At 32.6% G+C, this 19,550-nt stretch carries 15 protein-coding genes; 13 read left to right on the top strand and 2 right to left on the bottom strand.

What is annotated here, in order from left to right; all coding sequences use genetic code 11:
- Window positions 1–117 precede the first annotated feature (117 nt).
- Window positions 118–468: a 4Fe-4S dicluster domain-containing protein gene (locus ACHRVX_RS02045; protein WP_213298040.1), complete on the top strand. Its 351-nt coding sequence runs from the start codon at window positions 118–120 to the stop codon at window positions 466–468.
- A 169-nt stretch (window positions 469–637) separates the two neighbouring features.
- The gene (locus tag ACHRVX_RS02050) at window positions 638–1,801 is read left to right on the top strand and encodes a hypothetical protein (protein WP_395328509.1); all 1,164 of its coding nucleotides are present in this window, start codon (window positions 638–640) and stop codon (window positions 1,799–1,801) included.
- Here ACHRVX_RS02050 and ACHRVX_RS02055 read toward each other — a convergent pair.
- Together ACHRVX_RS02055 and ACHRVX_RS02060 are read right to left on the bottom strand one after the other, a co-directional pair.
- A complete protein-coding gene (locus ACHRVX_RS02055; protein WP_395328511.1) occupies window positions 1,791–2,543 on the bottom strand; it encodes a class I SAM-dependent DNA methyltransferase in 753 nt (250 codons plus the stop codon). The genes ACHRVX_RS02050 and ACHRVX_RS02055 overlap by 11 nt on opposite strands.
- A gap of 84 nt (window positions 2,544–2,627) precedes the next feature.
- Entirely contained in the window at window positions 2,628–5,339 is a 2,712-nt protein-coding gene (locus tag ACHRVX_RS02060; RefSeq protein ID WP_395328513.1) for a TonB-dependent receptor domain-containing protein, read from the bottom strand.
- A 319-nt stretch (window positions 5,340–5,658) separates the two neighbouring features.
- On the opposite strand from ACHRVX_RS02060, the gene ychF reads away from it, so the two are divergent.
- The 11 genes from ychF (at window position 5,659) to ACHRVX_RS02115 (ending at window position 19,463) form a co-directional block, all read left to right on the top strand.
- Window positions 5,659–6,753 (top strand): redox-regulated ATPase YchF, encoded by a 1,095-nt coding sequence (ychF, locus tag ACHRVX_RS02065; RefSeq protein ID WP_395328516.1) that lies wholly within the window; start codon window positions 5,659–5,661, stop codon window positions 6,751–6,753.
- A gap of 337 nt (window positions 6,754–7,090) precedes the next feature.
- Window positions 7,091–7,768, top strand: a complete 678-nt coding sequence (locus tag ACHRVX_RS02070; RefSeq protein ID WP_395328519.1) for a TIGR02117 family protein — start codon at window positions 7,091–7,093, stop codon at window positions 7,766–7,768.
- Window positions 7,769–8,818: 1,050 nt separating this feature from the next.
- The gene (locus ACHRVX_RS02075) at window positions 8,819–9,766 is read left to right on the top strand and encodes a YihY/virulence factor BrkB family protein (protein WP_395330277.1); all 948 of its coding nucleotides are present in this window, start codon (window positions 8,819–8,821) and stop codon (window positions 9,764–9,766) included.
- On the top strand, window positions 9,763–10,287 hold the full coding sequence (locus ACHRVX_RS02080) for an NADPH-dependent FMN reductase (RefSeq protein WP_395328522.1): 525 nt from the start codon (window positions 9,763–9,765) through the stop codon (window positions 10,285–10,287). Before ACHRVX_RS02075 ends, ACHRVX_RS02080 begins: the two co-directional genes overlap by 4 nt.
- A 3-nt stretch (window positions 10,288–10,290) precedes the next feature.
- On the top strand, window positions 10,291–11,271 hold the full coding sequence (locus ACHRVX_RS02085; RefSeq protein ID WP_395328525.1) for a transglutaminase domain-containing protein: 981 nt from the start codon (window positions 10,291–10,293) through the stop codon (window positions 11,269–11,271).
- A gap of 102 nt (window positions 11,272–11,373) precedes the next feature.
- On the top strand, window positions 11,374–12,549 hold the full coding sequence (pncB, locus tag ACHRVX_RS02090) for a nicotinate phosphoribosyltransferase (RefSeq protein ID WP_395328528.1): 1,176 nt from the start codon (window positions 11,374–11,376) through the stop codon (window positions 12,547–12,549).
- A 161-nt stretch (window positions 12,550–12,710) separates the two neighbouring features.
- The gene (locus tag ACHRVX_RS02095) at window positions 12,711–14,582 is read left to right on the top strand and encodes a DNA topoisomerase IV subunit B (protein WP_395328531.1); all 1,872 of its coding nucleotides are present in this window, start codon (window positions 12,711–12,713) and stop codon (window positions 14,580–14,582) included.
- A gap of 19 nt (window positions 14,583–14,601) precedes the next feature.
- Window positions 14,602–15,705 carry a YhcG family protein gene (locus ACHRVX_RS02100; protein WP_395328533.1) on the top strand — a complete coding sequence of 368 codons (1,104 nt, stop codon included), beginning with the start codon at window positions 14,602–14,604 and terminating at the stop codon, window positions 15,703–15,705.
- A 10-nt stretch (window positions 15,706–15,715) separates the two neighbouring features.
- Window positions 15,716–16,318, top strand: a complete 603-nt coding sequence (locus tag ACHRVX_RS02105) for a hypothetical protein (protein WP_395328536.1) — start codon at window positions 15,716–15,718, stop codon at window positions 16,316–16,318.
- A gap of 44 nt (window positions 16,319–16,362) precedes the next feature.
- Window positions 16,363–19,080, top strand: coding sequence for a DNA gyrase/topoisomerase IV subunit A (locus ACHRVX_RS02110; RefSeq protein ID WP_395328539.1), 2,718 nt, complete (start codon window positions 16,363–16,365; stop codon window positions 19,078–19,080).
- A gap of 227 nt (window positions 19,081–19,307) precedes the next feature.
- Window positions 19,308–19,463: a hypothetical protein gene (locus ACHRVX_RS02115; RefSeq protein WP_395328542.1), complete on the top strand. Its 156-nt coding sequence runs from the start codon at window positions 19,308–19,310 to the stop codon at window positions 19,461–19,463.
- The last annotated feature ends 87 nt before the right edge of the window (window positions 19,464–19,550 follow it).

Genomic DNA, 19,550 nt, shown 5'->3' on the forward strand with positions numbered 1-19,550 from the left:
TTGCACAAAAATAAGGATAAATAAGTCGAAAGTCATCAAGTCAAAAGATCGAAATGAGTTTTTTTAAATTTTTAGACTTTTTAACTTTAGTACTTTTAACTTTAAGACGAAAAACAAATGGCAATAATTATAACTGACGAATGCATAAACTGTGGGGCTTGTGAACCAGAATGCCCAAATACAGCAATTTATGAAGGCGCTGACGATTGGAGATATAAAGACGGAACAAGACTTTCAGGAAAAATAATTTTACCTGACGGAACTGAAGTGGATGCAGATGATGCTCAAACTCCAATTTCTGACGAGGTATATTATATCGTTCCGGGAAAATGTACGGAGTGCAAAGGTTTTCACGATGAACCTCAATGTGCTGCTGTATGTCCTGTTGATTGTTGTGTACCTGATGATAATCACGTTGAAGATGAAGAAACCTTGTTGAACAGACAAGCGTTTTTACACGATGAATAAACTTTTATTTGAGTAACAATATATATCCTGAGCCAGCGCTCAGGATTTTTTTTTGTTCTGTTTTTTAAATTTGGCAAAAAGCTAGTTGGTTGGTTTTTAATGTTTTATTTTATTAGTGTTAATTTATTAATAAAAAATTAATACTTTAGTTGAAAATTTGACAATGCCTATGAAGAAATTGATATTTTTATTTGTAGTATTATTCAGTATGAATGTTTTTTCGCAAAACGAAGAAAATTCTATTGTTGTTAAAGACATAGAAACACAATTGCCTATAGAAAATGCAATCGTGTATATCATGAAAACAAAACAAACATTGCTAAGCAATAAGGACGGAAAAGTGATTTTTGCACTAAACGGTGCGTCTAGTATTCAGGTTTCTGAAACCAATTACGAAAAAGTTACCATTCGTTGGGATGCTTTAAAGCCGGATCTATTTGTAATTTATCTTAAAAACAACAACAATAAATTGGATGAAATTGTTGTTTCAAAAGAAAAGCCGGAAAAAAATCTTCAAAAAATTATTTCAAATTCAAGGGAAAGGCTTGCCAGTTCATACCGGTTAAAAGTATATGTAAGAGAGTTTTTTATGCTTGATAATAAATATTCCTATTATAATGACGGATTGGTAAATTTTCAATTTGAAGAAAATCAAAATAAATCAACTACTACATTATTAGTAGAACAAAATAGGTCTTATGGATTACTGGAAGATGAGGTTAGTCATGATTTAATGGGATATAATTTGAATAACATTATGGAGAATTATTCAAATTTAAAATATTTCGATCCTCTTTTAGATTCAAAAACAAGGAAAGAATATGAGTTTACAACAACCGGTCATCCCAATAATAAGAATTATTATATAATGTCTGTAACTCCGTTAGATAAATCTAAAAAAGCTTTTGATACTTTTGAAATTATTTACGATCCTTTAAAAAAGTTAATTGTAGAATTTAGTATTATTATAAAGCAAGCGGAACTCGTTGAAATTGAAGATCAGACAAAAGTAGGTTCTAAAAATATTACCAGATCGCAAATTAAGGTAACTTACAGAATTGATGGTGAAGATTATTATTTACTAAGTTCAAATGAAGAAATTGCTTATGATTTGATTTTAAAAGATAAAGTCAAGAATATTCAGGTAAGAAATAATTTTATTACAACCCATTTTGACAGACAAAATTTCACCTATAGTGATAGTGATGTTTTTAAGGAGAAAACACTTTTTAATAAAAAGAATAAAGTGATGACAAAATATTGGGACATCTCTGGATTTACTGCCACTGACGAAGAAAAAAAGCTTATAGACGGATTGGAGTTTAAGATGTGATTTTTTTTCTGGCTACCATAACATACGTATCATAAGCATATGTTTTTCTGTCGATTGTTTTTATGATTTCGAAATTATTCAGGTATAAAAAAAGTTCTATTTCATTGTGTGTAAAAACGCGGACAGTCGAAAAATCATTCTCAATAATTTCTTTTTCACCATTTACCACTTTATAATATTTCGCTGTCCATTCGAGCATGAAATTCTCCAGTGAATTATTGGTCTCCCAATGGCTTTCTCTCGTATAATTTTCATTTTCGTACTTTGCTTCATGAATTATAAGAGGATTATCTTTTGTAAAGGGAATAAACCGATTCGCATCGATAAAGTCAAAAATTATAACCCCATCTTCATTTAAATTTTTAAAAACAGAGGCAAAAGTTCTGTTGATATCATCGTTTGTAATCAAATAACTGGTCGATCTTCCGGTAATTAAAATCCCATCTACAGGATTTTCGAGTTTAAATTCACGCATATCTCCCTGAATAAATGAACAATTTTTGTTTCGTTCTTTTGCAATTGCAATCATACTTTCGCTATAATCAAGACCCTGGTAGTTTTGATTGTTTTCCTGAAATCGTTGCGCAAGGTTTCCCGTTCCGCTTCCTATTTCAAGAATAGTTAAAGCTTTGTTTTCCTGAATCAGGTTGTTGTAAAAAGTATATTCTTCGTCATAATCGACAAAAGTCTGATACATCGCATCATAAATTGCCGCCATTTTTCCGTCATATAAACTTGCCATAATTATTTCTTTTAAGTATAAAATTATAAAAAAAGGGCTGTCATTAAAGACAACCCTTTCCGTTATTTAAACAAAGTGTTGTGCTTAAAATTTATAATTTACAGATAAGTTAAACATAGTTCCTAATTGACTAAAATGGAATCCATCATAAGTCATTCTTGAATAACGCTGATTAAATGTAAGTAAGTTAGATTGTTGTTTAGTTTGTGCAGGATCAGCAAGTAATGCAGCTCCAGCGTCATTTTCGGCTACAAATTTCCATTCAGGTAAAATGTTAAACAAGTTGTTTACATTTAATGCAATCGTTAATTTTTCGGTAGCGCTAAAGTTAACACCTAAATCAGTAACAATTTTAGGAATAAACTCTGTTTTTAAGTTAGCGGCTAGATACTCTGGAGAAGTAACAGGAGCATCAGGATCATTTGTAGCTAAACCATCCTGATTAAAGGTAGTTTTTCCGAAATAAGTATTGTTTAGAGAGAATCCGAATTTACCAATTTCATAGTTGATACCAAGGATCCATTTTGTATCAGGTCTTGAAGTAAATGTCAATGAATTCAGGATATCTCCAAATGAATTGTTTGTTACAGGAGAAATTCTTTTATTTTCTAAAGTAATATTTCCTGATACATTAAATCCTAATTTACCTTCACCAATACCAATGTTATTGTAGTTGGCTACAACATCTAAACCAGAAGTTCTTGAATCGAAAGAGTTAGAGAACCAGGCAACGTTTCCAAAAGCAGTATCTTGTCTGTCTCCTAAAACAATTCTGTCTTCTACTTTAATATTGTAATAATCTACAGTAAAATTAAAGTTTCTAAAAGGCTTTGCTCCAATACCAACTGTTACGTTAGTTGATTTTTCAGGATCTAAAGAAGGAATTCCTAATTGACGCGCCTGAGGAGACACGTTATTAATGATTCCGCTAATTTGAATTCCCTGACCGGCTACAAAAGAATATTGTGATTTTTGAGTGTAAATCTGGTGTAAAGTAGGTGCTCTGAAACCTGTTGAAACAGATCCTCTAATAGTAATCTTATCATCAAGAAATTTATATCTTGTACTTGCTTTCCAAACAGTTGCTCCACCAAAATCACTATATTCTTCATGACGAACAGTTCCGTTCACTAAGAAATCTTTTGTAATGTCAAAAGCAACATCAAGATAAACCCCTACGTTATAGCGATTCCATTTTCCTGAATTTTCAGGTCTGTTTCCGGCAAAAGAGTCAGCTCCGGTTCCATCCCAAGACGCTTTATCCCCTTCCATAACAGTAAAATATTCAGATCTGAACTCTGTACCAAAACCAATACTGATTTTCTCTGATACAATTTTAGAAACATCAATATTTCCAACGACGTGATTGAAAGAAGTTCCACCCGGTTTAAATGAAATAGGGCTATTTTCTCTGTAAACATTATTGCCATCTGCATCAACAATATCAGATCTGTTTACCGAATTATTTACAGAATAAACTTGTTTGTTACCACCCACGGTTAAACTCGCGTCAGTATTCCATCCGTTTTTAACTGTTTTAAATCCCAGAGTTCCGTTGTAATCTGTTAAATCTCCCTCAAAAGTAGGTCCATATCCATCATAAGAAGGATTTGCATCATCACCATTTCCGAAGAAATCATTCAAATAAGGATCACCGGATAAAGGTCTCCAATATGGTGTTCTGAAGTTGGCAAACGAATTTACTTTTTTGTAAACATAAGCAGCATTATAATACAATTTAGTATTATCACTAATGTCGTTTCCACCATTAATTAAAAATTTTGCAGCAGCTGTTTCCGGAGAACCATTTACGTTTTGCGCATCCGGATGTCTGTCAAGATAAGACTGAACCGTGGCAACATCAGCTGGTGTCCCGCTTAAAAAGTCATTTGCTTCACCTTGAGCATCAACTTTCCCTGGTCTGTTAGCTAAATTTACTTTAGAAAAATCTATCGTATAATTTAAAAAACCTTTTTCGCCAACAGTTGTACCATTGTTTAAACTTACGCCTAACATTTCTCCGTCACCTTCAGAAGTAATTCCGCTTCTTATAGTTAAAGATCCGTCAGTAGTGTTTTTCTTCAAAATGATATTCATAACTCCCGCAATGGCATCAGATCCGTATTGAGCAGATGCACCATCACGCAAAATCTCAACACGCTCGATAGCATCAGTTGGAATTGCAGAGATATCAGCACCAGTTTCACCACGTCCCGGAGAGGTTTGAACATAAAGTAAAGAACTTAAGTTTTTACGTTTACCATTAATAAGGATTAGAGTTCTGCTTGGTCCCATATTTCTAATTTCATACGGATCCAATAAAGATGTCGCGTCATTTACAGGAGTTTGTACTGTATTAAAAGACGGAATCTTGTATTGCAGCGCCTTATCAAATGTCGCTTGTCCGGTCGAAGTCAAATCTTTAGCAGATAAAACATCAATAGGTAATGCGCTGGTAGTATTACTTCTGGCGGCAGTTCTGGAACCTGTAACAACAACTTCGTCAAGATTTTGTCCTGATTCTTCAGCTAATGAAACATCAATTTGTGATGCATTTGCTAACCTTGTAACACTATTAAACCCCATATAGGTGAATACTAAAGATGCACCTTCTTTTACTGTAATTTTGTAAGATCCGTCAATATCAGTAGATACTCCGTTATTAGTACCTTTTTCGACAATATTTACTCCGGGAAGGGGGTTACCGGAATTGTCTTTTACAACACCCGAGACTTGCTGTTGCGCAAAAATCGCGACCGTGCTAAATAAAAATAATAATACTGCAATTTTTTTCATGTGTAATCTAATTTTGGTTAAAATATTTTATTGGTTTGTTAAATATTGTGATAAAAATAACATTATTTAACAAAACATTACGAAAAAGTTGAATTTTTTTTAAGAAAAGTAGTAAAAAAACATATATCGTCATTTTTTGTTTAGTTACGAGCTATTAAATCTTATATTTGCAAAATTTTAAGGCGAAAAGCTATCATTTCAGCAAAAAATAAAAAAGAAGAAATAACGTTCAAATCAGGTGCTAAATAATTGAAACAGAATCAGTCGTAACAGCGCCTAACAGCGATAAATCAAATAAAAAAACAAATATTATCTACATATGAAAGCAGGAATTGTAGGATTACCAAATGTTGGAAAATCGACTTTATTTAATTGTTTGTCCAATGCAAAAGCACAAAGTGCCAACTTTCCGTTTTGTACAATCGAACCTAATATTGGTGTTGTAAACGTTCCGGATCCAAGAATTAATAAGTTAGAAGAATTGGTAAAACCAGAACGCGTACAAATGGCAACAGTTGATATTGTTGACATTGCAGGTTTGGTAAAAGGAGCAAGTAAAGGAGAAGGACTTGGAAACCAGTTTTTAGGAAACATCAGAGAGTGTAATGCTATTATTCACGTTGTACGTTGTTTTGATAATGATAATATTGTTCACGTTGACGGAAACGTAAATCCAATACGTGATAAAGAAACAATTGATATCGAATTACAGTTAAAAGACTTAGAAACGATAGACAAACGTTTAGAAAAAGTAAAACGTGCTGCAAAAACAGGAAACAAAGAAGCTCAGACTGAAGAAGCTTTGTTAAACCGAATAAGAGAAGCATTATTACAGGCAAAATCTGCAAGAACAATTATTCCTCAAAATAATGACGAGGAAATTTTAATGGAAGCTTTTCAGTTAATTACTGCAAAACCGGTTTTATATGTTTGTAATGTTGACGAAAGTTCAGCAGTAAACGGAAATAAATATGTAGATCAGATTCGTGAATTAGTAAAAGATGAAGGTGCTGAAGTGATTATCCTTTCAGTAGGAGCAGAGGCTGATATTACAGAGTTGGAAAGCTACGAAGAGCGTCAGGTTTTTCTTGAAGATATGGGATTAACTGAGCCTGGAGCATCAGTTTTAATTCGTGCAGCTTACAAATTATTAAAACAACAAACTTATTTTACCGCAGGTGTAAAAGAAGTTCGTGCCTGGACAATCAACATTGGTTCAACTGCGCCACAAGCAGCAGGAGTTATCCATACTGATTTTGAAAAAGGATTTATTCGTGCCGAAGTTATTTCATACGAAGATTACGTTCATTACGGATCTGAAGCAAAAGCAAAAGAAGCAGGAAAATTCAAAGTCGAAGGAAAAGAATATATCGTAAAAGATGGTGATGTAATGCATTTCCGTTTTAACGTGTAGATTTCTGGAGAATCAAGATTATAGAATCAAGATTATAGAAGAAAGAGATAAGACTAAAACTGCTGGAGAGATTCGGCAGTTTTTTTTATGCCTGAAAAATACGATTGTCAGGCTGAGCGAAGGTGAAGCCCCGTGTAGTTTGTCATTTCTCCCTGCGGCAGAAATGAGAATAAAATCTGCTCAATCTGCGTGAAACAAAAATAAAGCATAAAAAAATCCTTGTAAATCCGCGCTTTCGCGATAGCGAATCCGTTTTATCCGCGTACTATTATTTTTTTGGCTCAAAAATTGGTTACAGAAAATCAACCCATAACTAATCTAAAACAAACCAATCAAAATGCTAAAAAAAACTTTCAAATTTGTAGGCTGGACGATTCTCGGAATCCTTACTTTTCTTGTTTTATATCTGATTTCAGTATATCTGATTTCTAAAATCACCGTCAATTCTGATATAACTAAAGTTGACGAAAAAGAGGCTATTCCTATTTATATCCTTTCAAATGGAGTTCACACAGATATTGTAGTTCCGGTTGTAAATGATGTAAAAGACTGGCGAAATGAAATCCAGTTCAGTCAGACAAAATCAAAAGACAGTACAATGCAATATATAGGTTTTGGCTGGGGCGATAAAGGATTTTATTTGCACACGCCGGAATGGTCAGACCTAAAAGCAAGTACAGCTCTAAAAGCTGCTTTTGGAGTAAGTTCATCGGCGATGCATACAACGTTTTTTAAGCAATTAAAAGAAGGCGAAGATTGCAAACGCATTTTAATTTCAAAAGAAAACTATCAAAAATTAGTTACTTATATTTCAGAAAGTTTTCTGGATCCTGGTCATCCACAATGGATTCAAGGTTATAGCTACGGAAAGAAAGATGCATTTTATGAAGCAAAAGGAAGTTATAGTTTGTTTTATACTTGTAATACCTGGGCAAATAGCGCTCTGAAAGCCGCAAACCAAAAAGCAAGTTTATGGACAGTTTATGATAAGGGGATTTTTTGCCATTATCAATAAAAGATTTTCTCTATATAAAATGTTTAGTCCCTACGGGACAAATAAACAATGGTAAAATATTTTTCCCTACCAATATTTAATCTCTCCGAGATATGAAAAGATTATGTAAAAAATACTCCGTTAGGAGTTAAATGTTGATAAAGAAAATGTTGTTAAAAAAATGTTGTTAAAAAAATGTTGGTAGAGAAATGGTTTGTATAAAATAATTTAACGCGATACAATTGTCCTTTCGAAGTATAATAGTGTTGTGCTAATATGTATTTCATACGCGACAAAATAAATAATATCTAATGCTTTTTCTACGAAAATTTAATATCTGTGAGATATTTAAAGATTATCTAAAAATACTCCGTTAGGAGTTACAGATTGGTAGAAAAAGAAATTACCACCTGCAAGAAAATTTCCCGTAGGGACTACACATTATATCCAAGAAGAGAAATGTTGATAAAGAAAATGTTGTTAAAAAAATGGTGGTAGAGAAATGTTTTGTATAATAATTTAACGCGATACAATTGTCCTTTCGAAACATAATATTGTTGTGTTTAATATATATTTCGTACGCGACAAAATAAATAATGTCTAATGCTTTTTCTACGAAAATTTAATATCTACGAGATATTAAAAGATTATGTAAAAATACTCATTTAGGAGTTAAATGGTGGTAGAGAAAATGTTGTTAGAAAAAATGTTGGTAGAGAAATGGTTTGTATAAATAATTTAACGCGATACAATTGTCCTTTCGAAGCATAATATTGTTGTGTTAAATATGTATTTAGTAGGCGACAAAATAAATAATGTCTAATGCTTTTTCTACGAAAATTTAATATCTACAAGATATTTAAAAATGATCTAAAAATACTCCGTTAGGAGTTACAGGTTGGTAGAAAAAGAAATTACCACCCGCAAGAAAATGTCCCGTAGGGACTACACATTATATCCAAGAAGTTAAGAAACCACATGGGAAAAATATAAAAATCCTCAAAAAACCAAGAATTCGTTTTTTAAAATTATTACCTAAATTTGAGTGAATATCTAAAAACCGGAAGTAACGTGAAAATAAAAAATATATTCTCCAAGTCATGGTTTCTGCTCAAGAATACCTTTTTAGAATTTAATGAAGACAACGCCATTAAATTAAGTGCAGCATTATCCTATTATACCATATTTGCACTTCCTCCTTTATTAATTATTATAATTACCATTTGCGGTTTTTTCTTTGGTGAAGATGCTGTAACGGGACAATTGTACGGACAAATAAATGGATTAGTTGGCAATGGAGCTGCCATTCAGATTCAGGAAGCTATCAAGAATGTGCAATTATCAGGCGATAATGTTTTTGCCACTATATTTGGAATTGTGATGTTGCTCATTGGGGCGTCAGGAGTTTTTGCCGAAATACAAAGTTCAATCAACTTTATTTGGGGATTACGTGCAAAACCGGATAAAGGAGTCAAGAAATTCATTCAAAATCGATTGATGTCATTTTCAATGATTGCTTCGGTTGGTTTTTTAATGTTAGTCAGTCTATTTATAAGTACAACATTAGATTTAGTCAGTGCACGTTTAAAAGTATATTTTCCAGAAAGTACTGTTTATTTATTTTACGTAGTTAATATCGTTATCGTACTGGCAAGTATTACCACTCTTTTTGCTATTATTTTCAGAACATTACCTGATGGAAAAATTAGGTGGAAAGATGCTTTTATAGGATCAACAGTGACTGCCGTATTATTTATGATTGGTAAGTTTGCAATTGGTTTTTATTTAGGCAGTTCTACTGTTGCTTCAGTATACGGTGCGGCAGGTTCAGTAATAATTATTTTGGTTTGGGTGTATTATTCGGCTATTATTCTGTATTTTGGAGCAGAATTTACCAAAGTATATGCAAAATCTTACGGAGGTAAAATTTATCCTAATGAATACTCAGTCGAAATTCAAAAGGAAATTTATGAAATCGACAAACCAAGAGAAAAAGAACCAGCACAAAGACACCTATGAAAATTATCGCCTTTGGAGGAAGTAACAGCAAACATTCTATCAATAAACACTTTGCAACGTATGCAGCAGGTTTATTTGAAAACGCCGAAGTGGAAGTTTTAGATTTAAATGATTTTGCAATGCCCTTATTTAGTGTAGATCTGGAAAAAGAAATGGGTCAGCACGAACTCGCAAAAGCATTTCTTGCAAAGATACAAAGTGCCGATATTTTAGTAGTTTCTTTAGCAGAAAATAATAATAACTATTCTACGGCATTTAAAAATATATTCGATTGGAGTTCCCGAATCAACAAAGAAGTTTTTCAACAAAAACCAATGTTATTAATGGCAACTTCTCCGGGAACAAGAGGAGGTGCTTCGGTTTTAGAAATTGGACGTAATGCTTTGCCAAGATATGGTGCTAACATTAAAGCGACATTTTCATTACCGGCTTTTAACGCTAACTTTAATTTGGAAGAAAATAAAATTTCAAATAAGGAGTTACATAAAGAATTAAATGACATAATTAAGTCCAGTTTTTAATCGATGACAATAAAAAAAATTACCGTTATATTTCTATTGCTGAATTTATTTTTTTTGGCTACTTCATATTCTCAAAAGTATAGTGAAGTGGATAAAATAGTTTTAAAATATCCAAAACAATTTAACTCCACAGAAGATTTAGCACAAAGAATTCAAAAGGATTTTACGTCAGAGCATGATAAGGCGCGAGCAATTTACAGCTGGATTGCCTTTAATATAAAATACGATTACGCTTCGTTTTTAAATCCGCAGCGAACACAAGGTTTTAGTTATTCTACAGAGGTTGAAAAACAAAGAAAGATTCAGCAAATCAACGATAAATTGATTCAGAAAACATTTAGTTCTCAAAAAGCAGTTTGTGAAGGCTTTACATCCTTATATCAAAATTTAGCAGAATTGACAGGATTGAAATCGGAAATAATAAGAGGTGATTCCAAAACAAGATTAGCCGATATTGGTCGAAAAAACACCTCCTCAAATCATGCGTGGAATATTGTTTTGATAGATAAAAAATGGCGATTAGTGGATGTTACCTGGGGTCAGGGATATTACGACGGAAGTAAGGGAAAAATGGTGAATGATTTTGATCCGGTTTATTTTGATACAGATCCTGAGTATTTCTTTGCCAAACATTTTCCGGATTCCGGCTCTTATTTAGGAAATAAATTAAACAAAGATGATTTCCTGAACGGACCTTTAATTTATAATAAGACAATTCAGCATGACTATAAAATTAAGTCTCCTGATTATGGAATAATTGAAGTAAAATCCGGCGATAAAATAACGGTTGAAATCAAAAACGTTTCAAAATCAGATCTTGTTTTCTATTTGAATAAAAAAAATCAGGCAGTCAAAATTCAAAATGCCAAAGAAAAACGAGGTGGTTTAGAATTCCAAATCACTTATGATAAAACTATTGGCGAATATCTCACCATTTTTGTCGATACCTACAGTATTGTTTCTTTTAAAATAATCTCAAGGTAATGATTTATTATGAGAAGTTGATTTATATCATTTTCTTCTTTTATTGAATTGCAGTATCTTTATCAATTAAGGATTTTTTTAAAAATAATATAAAAGCGGAATATGGAAACAACTTTTCTGAAATCAACTTTAGATAATGATTTCTATAAATTTACGATGCAACATGCTGTAATAAAACTTTTTCCAAAAGCAAAAGTGCGTTATGGTTTTATCAATAGGGGAAAACATATTTTTCCTCCCGGTTTTGCTGATTTACTTCGAAAATCAGTTGATGCAATGGCAGATTTGAGACTGACAAAAAATGAAAAGGACTATTTAACTAAATTTTGTCCGTATCTGGATCCTACCTACTTAGATTTTTTGCAAGGATATAATTATGATCCGTCAGAAGTTCAGATAACCCAGCATGGTTCAGAAATAAAAGTTACGATTGAAGGTTTCTGGTATCGTACTATTTTATGGGAAGTGCCTTTAATGGCATTAATTTCAGAGCTTTTTTACAAATCAAATCTTTTAATTCGATTAAATGATGATGCAATAAAAAGTGTCACCAAAGATAAAATCAATAATTATAATAAATTAGGAGTATCAATTTTAGAATTTGGTACAAGGCGTCGTCATTCTTATGATGTACATGTTTTAATCAATGAAACATTACAGACTTTTGGTTCACAAAGCTTCATAGGAACCAGTAATGTACATTTTGCAATGGTCGATAATATCAGGCCTTTAGGAACACATGCACACGAATGGTTTATGTTTCATGCGGCTCAGTATGGTTTTAAAATGGCTAATTTAATGAGTCTGGAACATTGGACGCAAGTCTACGGCGGTGATTTGGGAATTGCTTTGACAGACACTTACACTACAGATGTTTTTTTCGAACAATTTGATAAAAAATATTCTAAACTTTTTGATGGTGTCCGACATGATAGCGGTGACCCAATTGAGTTTGCCCAAAAGGTGATTTCGCATTATGAAAAAATGGGAATTGATCCAAAATCAAAAGTAATCGTTTTTTCGGATTCATTAAATTATGATAAAGTAAAACTCATAACTGATTTCTGTAAAGATAAAATCAAAATGTCATTTGGTATCGGAACAAATTTCACAAATGATGTAGGTTTGCCACCCATGAATATGGTCATAAAATTGACCGAAGTTAAATTGGATAACAAGCATTGGCAAGGCGTTGTTAAACTTTCTGACGAAAAAAATAAAAATACAGGAACTCCCGAAATGATTGCTTTGGCAAAAGAAGTACTCGGAATCAAATAGTATTTTTGTTTCAAAGTTCTTTTTTTCTGCTATAAAAACCGGTATTCTTTTTAAAATCAATTTAAATAGAATTCAAAGCTGTTATTAATCATAACAAAAAAAAAATACGCTTTTATTTTTTACCTAGAAATGGTACATTAGCCAAAAATCCAATTTACTTTATGCTAGAGCAAAATCAATATACCGAAGATAATATTCGATCACTCGATTGGAAGGAACATATCCGTATGCGTCCCGGAATGTATATCGGGAAATTGGGAGACGGATCTTCGCCGGATGATGGTATTTATATTCTTTTAAAAGAGGTTTTAGACAACTGTATCGATGAGTTCGTAATGGGCTCAGGGAAAACTATCGAAGTGACTATCAAGGACAAAACAGTTTCTGTTCGTGATTACGGACGTGGAATTCCGTTAGGAAAAGTAGTTGATGTAGTTTCGAAAATGAACACGGGAGGAAAGTACGATTCTAAAGCTTTCCAGAAATCAGTAGGTTTGAACGGAGTCGGAACAAAAGCCGTTAATGCTTTGTCAAATTATTTTCGTGTAGAATCAGTTCGTGATGATAAACAAAAAGGAGCTGAATTTTCTGCGGGAAATTTAGTTTTAGAAGAAGATATAATTGAAACAACGAAGCGAAAAGGAACAAAAGTAACCTTTACGCCGGATGAATCAATCTTTAAAAATTACAAATTCCGTATGGAATATGTCATTAAAATGGTGAAGAACTATTGTTACCTTAACAATGGTTTGACAATTATTTTCAATGGCGAAAAATATATTTCTGAAAATGGTCTAAGAGATTTATTAGAAGAAACAATTAGTGCAGAAGATCTGGAATATCCAATCATTCACCTGAAAGATCATGATATTGAGATTGCTTTAACACACAGTAAAACACAATACAGTGAGGAATATCACTCATTTGTTAACGGTCAGAATACCACACAAGGAGGAACGCACTTAGCGGCTTACAGAGAAGCAATTGTAAAAACCATTCGGGAATTTTACAACAAAAACTTTGAAGCTTCTGATGTTCGTAAATCGATTGTAAGTGCGATTAGTATCAAGGTCATGGAACCGGTTTTTGAGTCTCAGACCAAAACCAAATTAGGTTCTACAGATATGGGTTCTGATGACGGAACGCCTGCTGTTTCTGTACGTACGTTTGTAAATGATTTTGTAAAGAACAAATTAGACAATTATTTACATAAAAATCCGCCAACTGCAGAGGCTTTATTGCGTAAAATTCTACAGGCGGAGCGTGAGCGTAAAGAATTATCAGGCATACGTAAACTGGCGACAGATCGTGCAAAGAAAGCAAATCTTCATAATAAAAAATTAAGAGATTGCCGTGCGCATCTTCCGGATACAAAAAATCCAAGAAACTTAGAAAGCACGCTTTTTATTACCGAGGGAGATTCGGCTTCCGGATCAATCACAAAGTCACGTGACGTAAATACACAAGCCGTATTTAGTTTACGTGGTAAGCCTTTGAACTCCTACGGAATGACAAAGAAAATTGTGTATGAAAATGAAGAATTCAATTTATTGCAAGCGGCTTTGGATATCGAAGACGGACTGGAAAAATTACGTTACAACAACATCGTAATCGCAACCGATGCCGATGTCGATGGAATGCACATTCGTTTGTTGTTGATTACTTTTTTTCTGCAGTTTTTCCCCGAATTAATCAAAGAAGGACATTTGTATATTTTGCAAACGCCACTTTTCAGGGTTCGAAATAAAAAAGAAACCATCTATTGTTATTCTGATGAAGAAAGAAGAGATGCGATCGAAAAATTAAAACCAAAACCGGAAATTACCCGATTTAAAGGTTTGGGAGAAATTTCGCCGGATGAGTTTAAAAACTTCATTGGAGAAACGATTCGCCTTGACCCAATTATGATGGATAAAAATACTTCGATTGAGCAATTGTTATCTTTCTATATGGGGAAAAATACGCCGGACAGACAAGAGTTTATTATCAAGAATTTGAAAGTGGAATTGGATGCGGTTGAGGCTGAGGTTTAAAAATTAAATTGATATAATATTGCAAGACGGTCTTCAAAATAAAATCATTTTCGAACAAGTTGCCGAGTTACTTCAAAATGCTCGACAACGAGTTTTAAGTACCGTAAATTCAACAATGACAATTACCTATTTTGAAATAGGAAGAATCATTGTTGAGGAAGAGCAAAAGGGGAAAGATAGGGCTGAATATGGGAAACAGCTTTTAAAAAGTCTTTCTAAACAATTGACAAAGGAGTTTGGAAAAGGGTTTTCTTTGGTTAATTTAGAGAATATTAGAAAGTTTTACTTGACTTACTCAAATTCCGAGTCACTGACTCGGATTTTAGAAATTCAAAAAACCCAGTCACTGACTGAGGAATTCAAATCTCAAAAAACGCACTCACTGACTGCGCAATTTAATAAGTTCGATTACCAAACATTGGCTTCGTTTTTTAAATTGACTTTCACTCATTATGTTTTTTTAATGCGAATTGATGATGAAAAAGAGAGACGTTTTTACAAAATAGAATCTGAAAAACACCATTGGAGTGTTCGGGAACTAAAACGTCAGTACGATTCAGCACTTTACACAAGATTAGCTTTAAGCAGAGATAAAGAGGGTATTTTGAAACTTTCAGAAAAAGGTCAGATTATCGAAAAACCAAAGGATCTTATTAAAGATCCATATATACTTGAATTTTTGGGATTACCTGAGTTACATCATTATTCAGAATCTCAATTAGAACAACAAATAATTAATAAATTAGAACATTTTCTACTAGAATTAGGTCATGGTTTTACTTTTGTTGCAAGACAAGAAAGAATTACATTTGATGATAAACATTTTAGAATCGATTTAGTTTTTTATAATAGAATTTTAAGATGTTTTGTTCTTATTGATTTGAAAATAGGCGAATTAAAACATCAGGATTTAGGTCAAATGCAAATGTATGTCAATTATTATGACAGAGAAATGCGATTGGAAGATGAAAACAAAACTATAGGCATTGTGCTTTGCCAAAATAAAAGTGAAGCTGTAGTAAGGTATACTTTACCTGAAAACAATGAACAGATTTTTGCCAGTAAATATAAAACAATATTGCCAAGTGTTGAAGTTTTAAAAGAACTGCTCGAAAATAAATAGAATTTTATTAATGAAGAAAATAATATTTTTGATTATCATTTTACTTTTTATTTCATGTGAAGATAAAAAACCTGAGAATAAAAAAAAATCGAAAGAAACTGAAGTTTTTGAGTCAGTAAGTAAAGCAATCAGAAAGAGAGATTTTCCATTAAAGAATTACTCGACAATTGAATTAGTTTCTTATTATAATAGAATTTATTGGGATACAATAAAGTATAAAGGCGAACAACCATATAGCAAAGTATTAGTAGATAATTATAAATTAACTTTTGATAGTACAATGATACAGGAAAGAGTTATTTTAAATAAAATTCAGGAAAAAGAACTTTTGAATTTAATGATTTGTGATACTTGTGTTCCAGAAGAAACATCTTCTGCGTGTTATAATCCACGGCACATGATTTTGTTTAGAGATAGTAAAAACAGGATTATTGGTTATAATGAATTTTGTATAAATTGTAATGGAGATAGAAATTCACATAATCTTGAAGGATTTCAAAAATATTGCCTATATGAAATGGGTGATTTATTTAGAAAATTCGGAATTAAACTTTTTGTTGAATATGATGATGAACAAAAAGAATATGAAATTTTAAGAAAAAAAGGTTATTAAATTATAGCATAAAATAAACGTACTGAAATAAATTCAGCATTAAAATGAAAGACGAAGAAGACGATAACATAATTCCAAACGACGACGAGAATAATTCAGATGAAAACCAGCTTGATGAAAATCAGGAAGGTAATGATGATGAAATTATCAACGTAGAAGCTAAAAATTTCGAAGGGCAGCATTTTTACGAAAATCAGGAAGAAGAAGGAGACGACGTTATTACAAAAGTAACGGGAATGTACAAAGACTGGTTCCTGGATTATGCTTCATACGTAATTCTGGAGCGTGCAGTTCCTGCGATTGAAGATGGTTTTAAGCCTGTTCAGCGTCGTATTATGCACTCTTTAAAAGAGCTTGATGATGGTCGTTATAATAAAGTTGCCAATGTTGTTGGTCACACCATGCAGTATCACCCACACGGAGATGCGAGTATTGGTGATGCAATGGTACAAATAGGTCAGAAAGAATTATTAATTGACTGTCAGGGAAACTGGGGAAATATCTTAACAGGCGATGGTGCGGCAGCTTCTCGTTATATTGAAGCACGTTTGTCTAAATTTGCCTTAGAAGTAATTTACAGTCCAAAAATTACCGATTGGGGTGTTTCCTACGATGGTCGTCGTGCAGAACCCAACAATCTTCCGGTAAAATTTCCGTTGCTTTTGGCACAAGGAGCAGAGGGAATTGCAGTTGGTCTTTCGACTAAAGTTTTGCCTCATAACTTCAATGAATTAATTGATGCTTCGATCAAGATTTTAAAAGGAAAGCCTTTTACATTATATCCGGATTTCATGACACAAGGTATTGCCGATGTGTCAAATTATCATGACGGACTTCGTGGCGGACGTGTACGTGTGCGTGCTAAAATTGCTCAGTTAGACAAGAATACATTGGTGATTACGCAAATTCCGTTTTCAACTAATACGACCACTTTGATTGACAGTATTTTGAAAGCCAATGATAAAGGTAAAATCAAAATCAAGAAAATCGAAGACAATACAGCGGCAGATGTTGAGATTTTAATTCATCTTTTCCCAGGAGTTTCTCCGGATAAAACTATCGATGCTTTGTTTGCTTTTACAGCTTGCGAAACGTCTGTAGCGCCTTTAGGTTGTGTTATTGAAGATAATAAACCGTTGTTTATAGGAGTTTCTGAAATGTTAAAAATTTCAACACACAGAACGGTTGATTTACTTAAACAGGAATTAGAAATTCAATTAGAGGAATTAAAAAATAAATGGCATTTTTCTACTTTAGAAAAAATCTTCATTCGTGAAGAAATGTACATTGAATTCAAGTTATATTCTGATAGAGAGTCGCTGTATAAATATTTATACGACAGATTTGAACCTTTCAAAAAATCATTTGTCAGAGAAATTAATGACGATGATTTACAACGTTTGACTCAAATCCCGATGATTCGTATTACTCGTTTTGACTCTGATAAAGCGGATGATTTTATTGCGAAGTTAGAAGACGAAATGAAAGAAGTACAGCATAATCTGGAAAATCTAACCGATTTTGCAATTGCCTATTTTACCAAATTAAAAGAGAAATACGGAAAAGGCCGCGAACGTCAGACAGAACTTCGTGTTTTTGATAATGTCGAGGCTACAAAAGTAGTTTTGCGTAACACGAAATTGTATGTAAACCGAGAAGAAGGTTTCGTAGGAACCAGTTTGAAAAAAGACGAATATCTTACCGATTGTTCTGATATTGATGATGTAATCGTGTTTTTACGTGACGGAAAAATGCTGGTAACAAAAGTCGATGCCAAAACGTTTGTGGGTAAAGATATTATTCACGTTGCTATTTTTGATAAGAGTGATAAACGTACGATTTACAACATGATGTATCGCGACGGAAAATCCGGTCCATCGTATATAAAACGTTTCAATGTGTCTGGTGTAACACGTGATAAACCATATGATTTAACTAATGAAACGGCTGGTTCGCAAGTTGTTTATTTTTCACACAATCCTAACGGAGAAGCAGAGGTAATTACCATCTTATTGCGTCAGGTGGGAACAATCAAAAAATTGAAATTCGACATTGATTTTGCCAAATTAGCGATTAAAGGACGAGCTTCAAAAGGAAATTTGGTAACCAAATATCCAATCAAAAAAATCGAATTAAAGGAAAAAGGAATTTCTACATTATTACCACGAAAAGTTTGGTTTGATGATACCGTAAAACGCCTAAATGTGGATGCACGAGGTGAATTATTAGGGGAGTTTAAACCAAGTGATAAAATTTTAATTATCAATCAAAGCGGTAAATTAAAGGTTATTATTCCGGAATTATCGACTCATTTTGATGAAGATATGATTGTTTTGGAGAAATTTAATCCTAAAAAACCAATCTCTGCTATTTATTTTGATGGAGAAAAAGAACGTTATTATTTAAAACGTTTTCTGGTAGAAACAGACAAAGAAGAAAGTTTTATTACAGAACATCCAAATTCGCAATTAGAGATTGTTTCAACAGATTATCGTCCGGTGGCACAACTTATTTTTGCAAAAGTAAAAGGAGTTCAAAAAGAAGATTTACATATAGACGTAGAGGATTTTATAGCTGTAAAAGGCTTTAAAGCATTAGGTAATCAATTGACAACAGATAAATTAAAACAGGTTAACTTACTGGATCCTTTGCCATATGAAGAACCGATCGAAGAAGTTCCTGAAAAACCGGAATTAGATGAAGATGATTCTGTAGAAACAGAACTGGATGACGATGGTCAGATAGGTTTGGTTTTAGACTAACATAAATTGAAAAACGCTAAGATATCTTAGCGTTTTTTTATGCTTTAATTTTAAAATCTTTCAGATTGTTTTTCTTTCTGTTTAAAAGTGTAATTATTTTAATTCGATTGTATTGTTCTGATCTTATGGTTTTATTCAAAAGTTAAAAACCTTATTATTATACTTTAATAATTTAAAGAGGTTCTATTTTTGAAACTTGAAATCTATATTTGAACTAAAAGCAAGGAATGGAAAGAGTACTCATTTTTACAGTGTTATTATTTTGCAGTTGTACAAATAATAAATTTTATGGTCATGTTTATGATTATGATACGGAGCAACCTATTCAAAATGTTTTTATAGAGATTAATGGTATTAAAATACAAACTGATAGTTCCGGTTAATTTTGTTTGAAAGTAAATTCAAATTCCAGATTAAAAGTTATTCTAAAGAAGGAAGGGTATTCTACTAAAAATCTGGATCGAGTACCG

This window comes from Flavobacterium sp. FlaQc-47 (assembly GCF_044006475.1).
Classification (GTDB): domain Bacteria; phylum Bacteroidota; class Bacteroidia; order Flavobacteriales; family Flavobacteriaceae; genus Flavobacterium.